General features: G+C 69.6%; 11 protein-coding genes. 6 read left to right on the top strand and 5 right to left on the bottom strand.

Going from position 1 to position 13,824, the window contains the following annotated elements; translation table 11 throughout:
- Window positions 1-6: 6 nt before the first annotated feature.
- Window positions 7-2,061 (bottom strand): vWA domain-containing protein, encoded by a 2,055-nt coding sequence (locus tag NQV15_RS09245; protein WP_232399533.1) that lies wholly within the window; start codon window positions 2,059-2,061, stop codon window positions 7-9.
- Complete coding sequence (locus tag NQV15_RS09240; protein ID WP_232399532.1) at window positions 2,054-3,439, bottom strand: magnesium chelatase; 1,386 nt, start codon at window positions 3,437-3,439, stop codon at window positions 2,054-2,056. The genes NQV15_RS09245 and NQV15_RS09240 overlap by 8 nt, the downstream gene beginning before the upstream one ends.
- Before the next feature lie 286 nt (window positions 3,440-3,725).
- Between NQV15_RS09240 and NQV15_RS09235 the strand changes: the two genes are divergently transcribed.
- The 3 genes from NQV15_RS09235 to NQV15_RS09225 all read left to right on the top strand — a co-directional run bounded on the left by NQV15_RS09235 (window position 3,726) and on the right by NQV15_RS09225 (window position 7,787).
- On the top strand, window positions 3,726-4,946 hold the full coding sequence (locus NQV15_RS09235; RefSeq protein ID WP_232399531.1) for a sensor histidine kinase: 1,221 nt from the start codon (window positions 3,726-3,728) through the stop codon (window positions 4,944-4,946).
- Window positions 4,947-4,950: 4 nt separating this feature from the next.
- Complete coding sequence (locus NQV15_RS09230) at window positions 4,951-5,622, top strand: response regulator (RefSeq protein WP_232399530.1); 672 nt, start codon at window positions 4,951-4,953, stop codon at window positions 5,620-5,622.
- A 596-nt stretch (window positions 5,623-6,218) separates the two neighbouring features.
- Complete coding sequence (locus NQV15_RS09225) at window positions 6,219-7,787, top strand: GAF domain-containing sensor histidine kinase (protein ID WP_232399529.1); 1,569 nt, start codon at window positions 6,219-6,221, stop codon at window positions 7,785-7,787.
- 15 nt (window positions 7,788-7,802) lie between these two features.
- On the opposite strand, the gene NQV15_RS09220 is transcribed toward NQV15_RS09225, so the two are convergent.
- Together NQV15_RS09220 and NQV15_RS09215 are read right to left on the bottom strand one after the other, a co-directional pair.
- Window positions 7,803-8,204 (bottom strand): hypothetical protein, encoded by a 402-nt coding sequence (locus NQV15_RS09220; RefSeq protein WP_232399528.1) that lies wholly within the window; start codon window positions 8,202-8,204, stop codon window positions 7,803-7,805.
- Entirely contained in the window at window positions 8,197-8,922 is a 726-nt protein-coding gene (locus NQV15_RS09215; RefSeq protein ID WP_318532941.1) for a response regulator transcription factor, read from the bottom strand. Before NQV15_RS09215 ends, NQV15_RS09220 begins: the two co-directional genes overlap by 8 nt.
- Window positions 8,923-9,449: 527 nt before the next feature.
- Here NQV15_RS09215 and NQV15_RS09210 point away from each other — a divergent pair.
- Both NQV15_RS09210 and NQV15_RS09205 read left to right on the top strand, forming a co-directional pair.
- The gene (locus NQV15_RS09210; protein ID WP_232399527.1) at window positions 9,450-9,860 is read left to right on the top strand and encodes an Hsp20/alpha crystallin family protein; all 411 of its coding nucleotides are present in this window, start codon (window positions 9,450-9,452) and stop codon (window positions 9,858-9,860) included.
- 6 nt (window positions 9,861-9,866) lie between these two features.
- The gene (locus NQV15_RS09205; RefSeq protein WP_232399526.1) at window positions 9,867-10,715 is read left to right on the top strand and encodes a universal stress protein; all 849 of its coding nucleotides are present in this window, start codon (window positions 9,867-9,869) and stop codon (window positions 10,713-10,715) included.
- Here the strand turns inward: NQV15_RS09205 and NQV15_RS09200 are convergent.
- Window positions 10,703-13,384, bottom strand: a complete 2,682-nt coding sequence (locus NQV15_RS09200; protein WP_232399525.1) for an HAD-IC family P-type ATPase — start codon at window positions 13,382-13,384, stop codon at window positions 10,703-10,705. The two genes, NQV15_RS09205 and NQV15_RS09200, sit on opposite strands and share 13 nt — an antisense overlap.
- Window positions 13,385-13,566: 182 nt before the next feature.
- On the opposite strand from NQV15_RS09200, the gene NQV15_RS09195 reads away from it, so the two are divergent.
- Window positions 13,567-13,800 (top strand): hypothetical protein, encoded by a 234-nt coding sequence (locus NQV15_RS09195; RefSeq protein WP_257125034.1) that lies wholly within the window; start codon window positions 13,567-13,569, stop codon window positions 13,798-13,800.
- Window positions 13,801-13,824: the final 24 nt, after the last annotated feature.

The raw sequence follows: 13,824 nt of genomic DNA, 5'->3' as shown, positions 1-13,824 counted from the left end.
AGCCCCTCAGCCCGCCCAGTAGCCGCGACCGCTCCACAGGCCCCCGTAGCCCACATCGTCGGCAGCGGACGTGCCTCGGCCACCGCGGGCGCCCAGGTACGAACCCACGACCGCAGCACCCAGGTCGTCCAGCTCGGGGGCGACGACGGTGCCCCCGGCCCGGTCGGCCATCGACTGGATGAACCGGGCCAGGCCCGGGTCGTTTCCGAGGCGGAAGAAGGTCGTCCGTGCGCCGAGGCGCGTCGCTTGGTCCAGCTCGCGGACGGTGTGCGCGATGGTCACCGGATGCGGCGGGTAGGAGAAGAACACCTCGCCGCTGCTCTCCAGGTGTGAGGTGGGCTCGCCGTCGGTCACGATCAGCAGGACCGGCTGGGCGTTGGGGTGCTTGCGGAAGTGCCGGTTGGCCAGCAGGAGCGCGTGATGCAGGTTCGTGCCCTTGTCGTACATCGCGTCGAGGCCGGTGAGCTGCTCGATCTTCATGGACTCGGCGTGACGCCCGAAGGCGATGAGCTGCAGGTCGTCGCCGCGGAACCGGCTCGTGATGAGTGTGTGCAGGGCCAGCGCGGTGCGCTTCATCGGCACCCACCGGCCGTCCATCGCCATCGAGAACGAGGTGTCGACGAGCAGGGCGACGCAGGCCTGCGTGCGGGCCTCGGTCTCCTGCACCTCGACGTCACCGATCTCGATCCGCACGCCGCCCGTGGTGGAGCCGCCGGCGCCGGCCGTCCGCGTGATGGCATTGGTGATCGTCCGGGTCACGTCCCACGGCTCGGTGTCGCCGAAGGCCCACTCGCGGGACGCGCCGGAGCGTTCGCCGGCCGCACCGGCCTGGCGCACGTCCCGGTTGCCCTGTCGGCCAGAGATCGTGTTGGCGACGTCGCGCAGCAGGGCCTTGCCGAGCTGGCGCATCGCCTTGGGCGTCAGCTTGAGCTGCCCGTCGGTGCCGCGGCGCAGCGTGCCGGAGTCGCGCAGCGCCTTCTCCAGCTGCTGCAGGGTGCGCGCGTCGACCACGGCCTCGTTGCCGAGCTGGCGCGCGAGCTTGTCGAGGTCGAGGTCGTCCATCTGGGAGCCGTTGTACGACTGGGCCAGCTGATCGGCCAGGTCGTCCAGGTCGGCGATGTCCTGGAAGACGCCGGTGCCGTCGCCCAGGCCGAGACCCTCCTGGCCGTCCATCTGCTCCGAGCCACCCCAGTCCTCGCCGGGACGCAGCGCCTGCAGGTTGCCGTCGAGCTGGGCCAGCGACTGCATCAGCTCGGGAGAGCCGAAGGCCTGCTGGGCCAGGGAGTCGAGCTCGTCGCGCTGCTCCTGGGTCATCGAGTTGCGCATCCGCTGGGCCGCCGCCGACCGCTGGGCCAGGGCGTCCAGCAGCTCGTCGATCGTCTGCGGGTTCTCGGGGAAGAACTCGCCGTGCTTGGCCATGAACTTGTCGAACTGCTCCTGGCCGGCCTCGCCCCGCCGGTGGGCGTCGAGCAGCTCGTTGAGGTCGGTGAGCATCTCGTTGATCGCGGCGCGGTCCTCGTCCGTCGCGTTCTCGAGGGCATTCTTCATTCCTGCGAAGCGCTGGTCGAGCATCTCTCGCCCCAGTAGGTCCTTGATCCTCTCGAAGTCCTCGCGGGCCTCGCTGCTGCGCCACTCGTAGCCGTTCAGCTCGTTGACGGCCGCCGCGGGCGACGACGGCAGGTTGGCCAGCTGCATCTCGGCCAGCATCCGGTCGGCGTCGTCCATCTCGACGTCACGGGCCAGCTGCTTGCGCTCGGCGAGGACCGCGCGCTCCAGCAGCTCCTTGATCTCGGCCAGGGTGCCGTCCAGGTTGTGCTTCTGGGCCAGCTCGCGGCGCTTCTGGGCGACTCGGCGTGCCAGCTCGTCGAGGCCGGCCTGGTCACGTCCACCCCGGCGCAGGAACTCGCGCATCGCGTGCTCGGGTGAGTACCCGGCCATGACGTCCTCGCCGATCTCGTCGAGCGCCTCGGCGAGATCGACCGGGGGCGCCAGTGGATCGGGCCCGTCGACGTACCGGCCGTATCGGGCGTCGCGGGTCAGCCGGCGGTTGGTCCTAGCCATAGATCGTCTCGCCCTCGCCGGTCTCCTTGCTGACCCTGCGCGCGAGGTACAGCCCCTCCAGGGCCAGCTCGATCGCCCCGGCCCGCTGGCCGTCGTTGGTGGCTCCCAGCCGCTCGCAGATCTCGTCGTAGACCTCGGACTCGCCCAGGGCAGGAAGCCCGGTCAGGAAGTCCCGGGCGGTGACCTGCTCGCCGGTCGTGACCAGGGCACCGTTCTCGATCGCCGCGACGAGCAGGTCGAGATCGACGCCGCGCAGGTGCGCGCGGACGGTCTCGGCGGTGGCCGTGCGCAGCAGGTGGTCGAGGATCTCGTCCTCGCGGCCCTCCTCCCCCGACTCGAACTCGATCTTGCCGCCGAGCACGTCGACGGCGGTCTCGAGGTCGACGGGGCGTGCGACGGCCTCCTCCTCACCCTGACGTGTGGCGCGGTGGATCGCCGCAGCCGCGATCGTCTCGGCACCGGCGATCGCGAACCGCGCACTCACGCCGCTGCGCTGGTCCACCGCGCTGGACTCGCGCAGTGCCCGGGTGAAACGGGCGAGGATCTCCACCAGGTGGTCCGGGACGTCGGCGACCAGCTCGGCCTCCTGCCGGATCACGGCGATCTCGTCGACCAGCTCGGTCGGGTAGTGCGTGCGGATCTCGGCGCCGAAGCGGTCCTTCAGCGGCGTGATGATGCGGCCGCGGTTGGTGTAGTCCTCGGGGTTGGCGCTCGCGACGACCAGGACGTCCAGGGGCAGGCGCAGGACGTATCCGCGGATCTGGATGTCGCGCTCCTCCATGACGTTGAGCATGGCGACCTGGATGCGCTCGGCGAGGTCGGGCAGCTCGTTGATGGCCACGATGCCGCGATGGCTGCGCGGGATGAGCCCGAAGTGGATCGTCTCCGGGTCGCCCAGGCTGCGTCCCTCGGCGACCTTCATGGGGTCGACGTCACCGATCAGGTCGGCGACGCTGGTGTCGGGGGTGGCGAGCTTCTCGGCGTAGCGCTCGTCGCGATGGCGCCACTGGACGGGGAGGTCGTCACCGAGCTCGGCGGCCCGGCGCACGCTCGCGGCGGTGATGGGCTCGAACGGGTGCTCGCCCAGCTCGGAGCCGGCGATGACCGGCGACCACTCGTCGAGCAGGCCGACCAGGGTGCGCAGCAGGCGGGTCTTGCCCTGCCCGCGCTCACCCAGCAGCACGATGTCGTGGCCGGCGATCAGCGCGCGCTCCAGCTGCGGGATCACGGTGGACTCGAAGCCGTGCAGGCCGGGCCAGGGATCACGGCCTTCCCGCAGGGCCGACAGGAGGTTGTCGCGGATCTCGGCACGCAGGGACTTCTGGACGTGGCCGGAGGCGCGCAGCTCACCGGCGGTGGCGATCGTGGGGTGGGTCACGTCCTCCACGCTACTGCGGTGCACAACGACCGGCCTCCCTCCTCTTGACCGCCTCGGGTGCGGTCGCGACGTCGAGGACCGCCGATTCGGTCCGGTGGAACGGGCCCGTTGCCGTCAAACCGGTCATGAGGGGACGGGGCCAGCGAACGGTGCTCGTCCGGGACGCCGTGGAGCGCAAGGGGCTCGTCAGTACCGCCGAACAGGCTGGGCGGTGACAATCGGGCGCCAGCGTGCCATTCTCAGAGCCGTGCCGTTCGGAGCCGCCGTTTCGAGGATGAACCTCAGCATGACCTCGCATCCGGTCTTCCGCGTATCGTGGCTGCCTGCTCTGGTCAGCCTCCCCGTGGCGGCGCTCGGTTGGTTCGACCTGAAGCTGCGGTACAGCGGCTGGTCGGACGTCCCAGCGGGCGCGTGGGCCGGGATGCTCGGGTGTACGGTCGCCGCGGCGCTGTTGTTCCGTGCCCCGGGTGCTGCCTTGCTGACAGCGTGGCTGGCCAACCTCGCCATGATGACGGCCTCCGTCCACCTGACCTCAGCTCACCTCGTTGCTCTCCTCGTCAGTTTTGGCGCCGCTCGCTACGGCAACGCACTCGTCGTGTGGCTCAGCGGGCTCTCGATCGCGCTGGAGGCTGGCGTCGAGGTGCTGATCTTCCACCAGGACGGCGATCCCCTCGACGTACTACGGGTCGGTGACCGCGCCGGGTCCGTCGCCCACGGCGCGACGTCCGACGTACTCGCCCCCCTCGCCGTCGCCGTGGTCACCCTTTCGACACCCTGGCTGATCGGGCTTCTCCTGCGCAGCCACGACGCCAACGAGCGGTCGCGGATCGACAGGGACGTCGCGGAGGCGAGGCAGCACGAGGCCGAGGCTCGGCTCGCCCACGCCACCGAGGTCGCGGACCTGAGGGCGGCGCAGACGCAAATGGCCAATGAGGTCCACGACGTGGTGGGGCACTCGCTCGCGGTGATCCTCGCGCAGGCGGAGTCGGCCCGTTTCCTCGACGACGACCAGCCCGACCGAATTCGCGAGATTCTCCAGCATGTCGCCTCCGCGGCCCGCCTGTCCTTGCAGGACATCCACGCCGTCCTGCGGGCGGGTGGTTCCGATGCCGGGCCCGCCTCCGTGAGGGTCGAGGACCTCATCGACGGACTCAGAAAAGCCGGCAGGGACATCCGTGTCAGCGTCGTCGGAATGCCGCAGCCCCTTCCCCACGATGTCGAATTCGTCGCATTCCGTGTGCTTCAGGAGATGTTGACCAACGCGTTGCGGCACGGGCTGCTGGACGCGCCGCTGTGGGTGGCACAGCGCTGGGAGAATGACCTGCAGCTCGAGGTGCGCAACGTCGTCCGTCCGCCCTGTGAGCACCGCCCCGGGGGCGGCCACGGCGTGGCGGGCATGCGCCGCAGGGTCGAATCCGTCGGTGGCCGGCTGGCGGTCGAGACGCACGATCATGCCACCGGCGCCATGTTCATCGCCACCGCGAGCATCCCACTTCGCGTACCGTGACGGCATGACCAGCTCGATCCGCGTCGTCCTGGCGGACGACCAGGACCTGTTCCGCGCCGGGATCGCTGCCATCGTCGACGCGCAGCCGGACATGCAGGTCGTCGGGCAGGCGGCCGACGGTGCCGAGGCGGTGCTGCTGGTCGATGAGCAGTCACCGGACATCGTCCTCATGGACAACCGGATGCCCCACATGGACGGAGTGGAGGCCACCCAGTTGATCTTCTCGCCGGATCGGGTCAGCCATCGCGACAGGATCGTCCGCGTCGTCATCCTGACGACGTTCAACCTCGATGAGCGTGCTGCCACGGCGATCCGGCACGGTGCGAGCGGCTTCCTGCTCAAGTACGTCACCCCGGAGATGCTGTGCCAGGCCATTCGCACGGTCCATGCGGGCAATGCGGTGCTCTCCCCCACAGACCTCACGACGCTGATGTCGGCGACCTTCGCGGAGCCGCGTGTGCTCCCCGATGGATACCACGAGCTCACCGATCGGGAGCTTGAGGTGTTCGGCGCCGTGGCCCGCGGACTCAGCAATGCCGAGATCGCGGAGGAGATCTTGTCGAGTGAGTCAACTGTGAAGACGCACGTGGGCGGGATCCTGCGCAAGCTCGGCTTGCGCGACCGCGTGCAGATCGTGGTCTTCTCCCACGATCACGGGATAACCAGCACCGTCTGAGCGAACATCGCCCTACGCTGGTCGCGTGCCGGACGGTGCACCACAGGATCGATCGGACCGGTACCTGAGGGCCGCGAGGCGGTACCTCAGGTGGATCCGAAAGGACAGTCTTTCTTCTACTGTCCTTCCTAAAGAGCCTCGCCCCGCCGTCCCGAGGAGCATCGGATGCCCACCAAGCGACCCCTACGTGTCGCCGTGATCAGCGGGGGGCGCGGCAGGGACGGCCGGGCCGGTCCAGCATCGGCCAACTCCGTCGCCAGCTCGCTCGCCGCCGACCGCTTCGTCGTCACCCGGCTCACCATCGCGCCGGACGGCATCTGGCACGAGAAGGCGGAGCCGCTCAGCTACCCGCCCGCCCGGAGGCAACGGGGCGGCCTCCCCGCGAGTTGCGGCGCACGGACAGCCGTTCGCCCTCCTCAGATTGTGGCCGCCTGCTACAGCAGGCCGTCTCCGAGGTTCCGGCGTAACGTGAGAGGCACGTGTTAGACAGGAGCACGATCATGGACGAGTTGCACTCAAGCGGGTCGGGGCCGCGCACGAGGCCTGCCTCGACCGAGATCACGGATCAGACGACTCGCGCCTACTCCCAAGCCAGGTTGAGAGATCTGATCCGCATCCACCACGAGCTGACCGACAACTTGGACACGCCCAGGATCCTGCAGACCATCGCCGAGCTCGGCAAGGAGCTGTTGGAAGCGCGATACGCCGCGATCGGCATCCTGGACGACGAGCACCGGATCAAGGCGCTGATCCACACCGGGATGGACGACGACGGTGTGGAGCTGATGGGCACGATGCCGCAAGGCAAGGACCTGTTGGGGGCCCTGATCGACACCCTCCGGCTGGATGCCGCTGAGGGGGACCCGGACGGATCCGTCGGATTTCCGGCGCACCATCCGTGGAAGAGCTTCCTGGGCGTGCCGATCCGCGTGCAGGACGTCTTCTACGGCACGCTCCTGATCGCCGACAGCGAGCGCGGGGCGTTCTCGGACGCCGACGAGGAGATGGCCGAGGCGCTGGCGGCGACTGCTGGGATCGCGCTCCAGAACGCCCGTCAGCTCGACGCCTCCAACCGCCGGGCGAAGTGGTCGGCCGCGCTCGCCGACCTGGCCAGGCGACCCATCGAGATCGACGACGAGGGAAATCTGTGCCGCATCGTGGAGGAGGTCCGCCAGCAGTCCTCCGCCGATCTGGCCTTCCTGGCCAAGATCGCTGCGACCGGTGAAGTGATCGTGGAACGTGCCGCCGGCAGCGCCACCGAGGACCTCAGCGACGTCTCCTTCCCGCTGGACGCAGCCGCCCTGGCAGCCGTCGTCACCGCGGGTGTGCCGGTCCTCCTGGACCGGCTCGTCCCGCCGGAGCCCGGCGGGCTCGCCGTGCCGGCGCTGTCCGGGCCCACCATGATCGTGACCTATCCGCGCCACGGTGCAGCAGTCGGAGCGCTCGTCGTCTGCCGCGATGCCGGCAAGGAGTTCTTCGACGCACAGGACATCGAGATGGGCGTGGAGTTCGCGGCACTCATCAACGAGATGTCCCGGCGCCGGGAGCTGCTGCAGACCCGCCAGCGGGTCGCCGTGCTCGAGGATCGCGGGCGGATCGCCAGGGACCTGCACGACCACGTCATCCAGAGCCTGTTCGCCACCGGGTTGAACCTCGAGGAGATCGCGGCGATGGTCCCAGCGGACGCCGCGGCACGCATCGGGTCCGAGATCGACTCGATCGACAGCACGATCACGCAGATCCGGCAGAGCATCTTCGAGCTGCGGCGTGAGCCGCGCCCGGGCGCGGTCAATCTGCGCACCCGCATCCTGCAGATCGTCGATCATGTGACCGGCGCGTCACCAGGCACGACCCAGCTGGTGCTGTCCGGGCCCGTCGACACGTTGATCACCGGGACATGCCGTGACGACGTCGCGGCCGTCGTCACTGAGGGCCTCATCAACGTGGTCAAGCATGCCGAGGCGTCGAAGGTCGACGTCGCCGTCACTGCCATGGATGGCACCGTGAACGTCGAGGTCACCGACGACGGTCGGGGACCCGGCGAGGCCGCGGAGGTCAGCGGCCTGCTCAACTTGCGCCGTCGCGCCGAGTCGCGGGGCGGCACGTTCAAGCTGCATGGGCCACCCGCCGGGGGCACGAAGCTGACGTGGTCCGTCCCGCTGTGACCCGACCCGCTCCCGTCAGCCCGCCGCCGACCCGCGGAGGGACCTCGACCAGTGCCACGGGTCGGTGAACCGGACCACCGCGCCGTCTCGATCGACCTCCACCAACGGGCTGTGCGTGCTCTGTCGCAGCTGCGCCAGAACGCCCCTGGGATCGCGGCCGCCGGTCTGCGCCACCATGCGCTCCGACGACGTGCTGAGGCGCATCAGCGAGGCGCCTGCGTTACCGCCGACGTCACGGATGGGTATCGGGGCCGGTGGGTGCATCAAGGCCGCTCCGGGCACGCGCACGGCCCGTACGGCCGCCGGCCTGAACAGGGCGTAGTCCAGTGCATACGCGAGAGCGCCCGAGAAGTCGTCGGCCAGGACCAGCACGGTGATGATCGGTGGGCCTCCGGGTCGTGCAGGTCGATCAGTCATTCCGCCAGCCTGAGGGCGGACCGGTCGTGCCGTGCAGGGTCGTGTCGCCCCCCTCACCGAGGACCGACGTCCCGGGAGCCTGCTCGCCGAGCAGGCGACTGGCGAAGACCGCGGCCTGGGTGCGACGCTCGAAACCGAGCTTGGCCAGGACGTTGGACATGTAGTTCTTGACCGTCTTCTCGGCCAGGTGGAGACGGACACCGATCTGCCGGTTGGTCAGCCCTTCGGCGACCAGGACCAGGATGCGGCGCTCCTGCGGGGTCAGCCGCTTGAACTCGTCGGGCTCCTCGGGGTTGCCCACCCGCAGCCGCTCCATGACCTTCGCCGTGGCGAGCGGGTCCAGGAGCGATCCGCCGCGGGCGACGTGCCGTACGGCGTCGACGAGCTCCTGGCCGCTGATGTGCTTGAGGACGTAGCCGGAGGCGCCGGCCATGATGGCCGAGAAGAGCGCGTCGTCGTCGTCATAGGTCGTCAGGATGATGGTGGCGATCTCGGGCAGCTTCGAGCGGATCATGCGGCACACCTCGATACCGCTGCCGTCAGGCAGACGGCCGTCCAGCACCGCGACGTGCGGCATGACAGCGGGTATTCGCGACAGCGCCGACGCGGCCGTCCCGGCCTCGCCAACGACCTCGATGTCGCCGTCGCGCTGGAGCAGCTTCTTGACTCCCGCACGCACCACCTCGTGGTCATCCAACAAGAAGACCCGAATCATCATGTGGCCCCTTCACGAATCTTTCGGTGTGCAATGACTGTTGCATCGAGCAAGCTGTTCCGCACTCGCAGGGCCATGGTGCGGGAGCGGTCCGGACAGATCGGTTGCGGACAAAGGATGGCCACCAGCGCGGGTACGAGGACATACCCGCGTGCTACACACCCAAGGTCAGGCGACGCCTCGGCCATAGGGACGAAGGGCCCGGTTTCCACGGCCCATCGGATCGGACCGACGGTGACGGCCTTCGATGTCCTTCGTCCCTTTCGGCCACCGGAACCCGGATGGCACCGTGAGATCGAGCCGAGGATGCCGCAGGCTCCGTCTGCAGCCTTCCCCGTGCTCCTCGACCGCCCCGCTCGTCTCCCCTCCGAGCCGTCGGGGCGGTCCTGGGCAGCGGTGGTGCGGAGCGACACAGGGCCGGCGGTCCCTGATCGAGAGGACCTGGGTCCGGTGTTGAACGCCGGCCCGGGTGGAATCGTCGGGTGCGGGGCCGCGCCGCGCCCCTTCACACCCGACATCAGGAGACTCCCATGGCCCAAGGCATCGTCAGGCGTTCGCAGGGACCCTTCACCGACCTGGTGGACTGGTTCGAGACCGAGATGCGCCACGTCGGCGTCGCCCCCTCGGTGCCGGTGGAGGACTACACGGAGGACGACCAGTACGTGGTCCGCGCCGAGCTGCCGGGCGTCGACCCGGACAAGGACGTCACCGTGACCGTCGAGGGCGATGTCCTGACGATTCACGGGGAGCGTCGCGAGGAGAAGAAGGACAAGAACCGGCAGGAGCACCGGTACGGCTCGTTCACCCGGCAGGTGCGCATCCCGCGTGCCGCCGCGGACGACGTCAAGGCCAGCTACGCCGACGGCATCCTGGAGGTGCGCGTCCCCCTGAAGGCATCGGAGGGCGGGCCGCAGAAGATCGTCATCGAGCGGTCCAAGTAGGTCTCCATGAGCCCCTCATCCTCCGGACGCCCCGTCGTCGTCGGTGTCCGTGGCGAAGAGACCGGCCCGCTGGACTTCGCGGCCGGCCTGGCCGCCGGCTTCGGGACCCGCCTGCGGGTCGTGCATGCATGTCAGGTTCCCTATCCCTATGGGTACGGTCCCCACACCGCGGCAGACCTGCCGGAGAATCTTGTGTCCGCCGCTCGACGGGTGGTGGCCGGAGCCCAGGAGCACCTCGACACGTCCTTGGCGGTGACCGACGTCGAGTACGACCTGGTCGTCGGCTTCCCACCGGCGGTGCTCGGCGCCGAGAGCACCGGGGCCAAGGCCGTCGTGGTCGGCACCGATGACGCCGGATGGCTGGACCGGGTCACTGGCGAGGCGGTCACGAACTTCCTGTGCCTGCACTCCTCCAGCCCGATCGTGGTGGTGCCACCCGACATCTCGTCGTTCGCCGTCGACGAGATCGTCGTCGCGGTCGACGGGCGCGGCCCCGAGCGGGGCCCGATGCAGTTCGCCTTCGAGATCGCCGACCGGCTGTCGCTGCCCGTCCGCGTCGTGCACGTCATGAGTCATCGCGAGGCCATCAAGGACATCGACTCGGCACGACTGGTGCTGGCCGAGACGCTGGCCGGCTGGGCCGAGACATATCCCGACGTCTCCGCCAGCACGGTGCTGGCCGAGGGCCGTGACCCGGCCGAGGAGACGACGGACGTGGCGGGCGAGGGGTCTCTCGTGGTGGCCGGACGTCCCGCGGGCGGCCCGGCGCGCGGGTGGCGGGCCCCGGTGACCCGCGCACTGACCCGGTCGGGCCGCCGGCCGGTCGCCGTGGTGCCGCCGCGCTACACGGTCTGACCGCCGGACCGGCGTCCGTTCGCCAGGTACTTGTGGATCGCCACGACCAAGGACATGGCGATCGCGACCAGCACGATCCTCAACCAGCTGTCCCAACCGATCGGGGCGGTCTGGAACAACGTGTTCATGGCGGGAAGGTACGTCAGCGCCAGCTGCCCGATGGCCTGCAGGGTGACCCCGACCACCAGGTACGGATTGCTCAGCAGCCCCACCCGCCAGCTGGGCCGGGTCAGGGAACGACAGATGAACAGGTAGAACGCCTCGACCATCACGAACACGTTGACCGCAGCCGTCCGGCTCGCCTCGAGCGAGGAACCGCCGTCGACCTCTGCCCGGAAGACCCACCACGAGCCGACCAGCAGCAGCGCCGAGACGAGCGCCGTCCGCACCACCATGGGACGGCTCACGATGGGGTCGTGGGGGTTGCGTGGCGGACGCTCCATGATCCCGGGTTCCTTCGGCTCCCACGCCAGCGTCAGACCGAGGGCGACCGCGGTCGTCATGTTGATCCACAGGATCTGGGTGGGCAGGATCGGCAGCTCCGCCGCGAGCAGGATCGCCACCAGGATGACCAGCCCCTCACCCAGGTTGGTCGGGAGGGTCCAGACGATGAACTTGGTCAGGTTGTCGAAGACGCCGCGGCCCTCCTCGACGGCAGCCTCGATCGTGGCGAAGTCGTCGTCGGTCAGCACCATGTCGGCCGCGTCCTTGGCCGCCTCGGTGCCGACGACCCCCATCGCGACGCCGATGTCGGCCTGCTTGAGGGCAGGGGCGTCGTTGACGCCGTCACCGGTCATCGCGACGACATGATCGCGCGACTGCAGCGCCCGGACGAGGCGCAGCTTCTGGTCCGGGGTGACCCGGGCGAACACCGACGTCCGCTCGGCCGCATCAGGCAGGTCGGTGTCGTCGATGCGCTCCAGCTCGTTGCCGACCAGGACGCCGCCGTCCTCGGACGGGGGCAGGATCCCGATGCGCCGGGCGATCGCCGCGGCTGTCGTGGCGTGGTCACCGGTGATCATCTTCACCGACAGGCCCGCAGCATGGCAGGACGCGACCGCGTCGGCGGCCGTCGACCGCGGGGGGTCGATCATCGCCTGGAGGCCGGTGAAGATCATCCCGCCCGCGTCTCCGGCCATCAGGCGGTCGATCACGTCGTCGTCGGGATCGCGCTGCACGGCCGTGGCGAGCACCCGCATGCCCTGGCGGGCAAGGTCCTCGGCCGCTTCGTGCACGGCTGTCGGGTCGATCGCCTCGGTCGTTCCCGAGGCGGTCATCTGCCAGGCGCTGACCTCCAGCACCCGCTCGACGGCTCCCTTGACCATCAGGAGCTGGCCCCCTGTGCTCGGATCGACGTGGACCGTGGCCATGTACTGGCGCTCGGAGCTGAACGGCAGCGCTGCCACCCGTTCGAGCCCTCGCGGTATGACGCCGTGCTGCTGCGCCACGACCAGCATCGCCGTCTCTGTGGGATCGCCCAGCGTCTCGCCGGCCTCACCCAGCCATGCATCGTTGCAGTTGGCCCCCACCACGAGGCAGCAGCGGGCGGCGCCGGTCGGGTCGGGCCCGAGCGAGTCGACCCCGTCACCGATCTGCGCGAGCGTGCCGTCGGCAGTCCAGATGCCCTGGACGGTCATGCGGTTCTCGGTCAGCGTGCCGGTCTTGTCCGAGCAGATCACCGTCGCACTGCCCAGCGTCTCCACGACCGGCAGACGGCGGATGACCGCGCGCCGCTGCGCCATCCGTGAGACGCCGATGGCCAGGGTGATCGCGACGGCGGCCGGCAGTCCCTCGGGGATGGCACCGACAGCCAGCGCCACGACCGCGACGAACATGTCGGATGCCGATTCGCCGCGAGCCACCCCGACGATGAAGGCAAGGACCGCCAGACCCAGGATGAGGATCGTCAGCTGCATGCTGAACTTCGACAGCTTGCGGGTCAGGGGGGTCTCCACCGCGTCGGCACTGCCGACCAGGCCGTGGATCTTGCCGATCTCGGTGTGCGTGCCGGTCGCGACGGCGATGCCGCGCCCGGACCCGTTGGTCACCAGGGTGCCGGAGTAGCCCATGTTGACCCGGTCGGCGATCACCGCGCCGGCAGCGAGCAGGTGGTGGTTCTTCTCGACCGGCAGCGACTCCCCCGTCAGTGCCGACTCGTCGGTCCTGAGCTGGTTCTCCTCGATCAGCCGCAGATCGGCCGGCACCCGGTCACCGGCCTCGAGGAGCACCAGATCGCCCGGGACGATCTCCTCGGACGGGATGCTGCGCTGGACGCCGTCGCGGATCACCGTGGCGTCGGTGTGGACCATCGAGCGCAGCGCCTCGAGTGCGGATTCGGCCTTCGACTCCTGGACGAATCCGACGACGGCGTTGACCAGCACGACCGCGAAGATGACCGTGCTGTCGACCTTCTCCCCCAGCAGCAGCGTGATGATCCCCGAGGCGATCAGCACGTAGATCAGCGGACTGTTCAGCTGGCGCGCAAATCGACGGACCGGGCCCTCGCCGCGCTCCGCCGGCAGGCTGTTGGGGCCTTGGACCCCGAGCCGGCGCTCGGCCTCCTGGCCGCTGAGCCCCGTGAGGTGATCAGTGCCCAGCTGGAGCACCGTCTCGTGGGCGGTCAGGTCGTGGAAGGTCTGCGCGTCGTCCTGCGCTGCGCCAAGGGCCATCCTGACAGTCCACCGAGACGCCGTGACAGACCCCAGAGTCCATGGTCCTGCGGGGCCACCGCCGGACGGCTGGCGGCGCCGCGGTCCGGCAGAGGCCCCACGATCTCAAGGCCATTTGTCACTACGCAGCGGGCCCGGTACCGCGGACAGTTGATCGTCCACCCGCTGTGAAGGGAGCCGTGATGGACGCCATGACTCATCACCGCGGCGTTGTCGAGCTGGCCAGTCGTCTGGCCGCCGAGTTCGCCGGGGTCCTCGTGCCGGGACAGGTCATGCGCCTGGTGTTCCAGGCAGACCGACTCGTGCTGCGCTCCGCCCGTCGCACCGAGCAGCCCGTCGCACTGTGCGAGCAGATCGCCCGGCGGCTGCTGGACGACCGGGTGGCGCGTCAGGCCGCTCGGCGCGACGTGGCGTGACGAACTCGGGCCGCACGGCACCTG

The sequence above is a fragment of the Aeromicrobium wangtongii genome (assembly GCF_024584515.1).
Classification (GTDB): domain Bacteria; phylum Actinomycetota; class Actinomycetes; order Propionibacteriales; family Nocardioidaceae; genus Aeromicrobium; species Aeromicrobium wangtongii.
The sequence above is the reverse complement of the archived record's forward strand: the minus strand, read 5'-3'. Positions and strand labels throughout refer to the sequence as shown.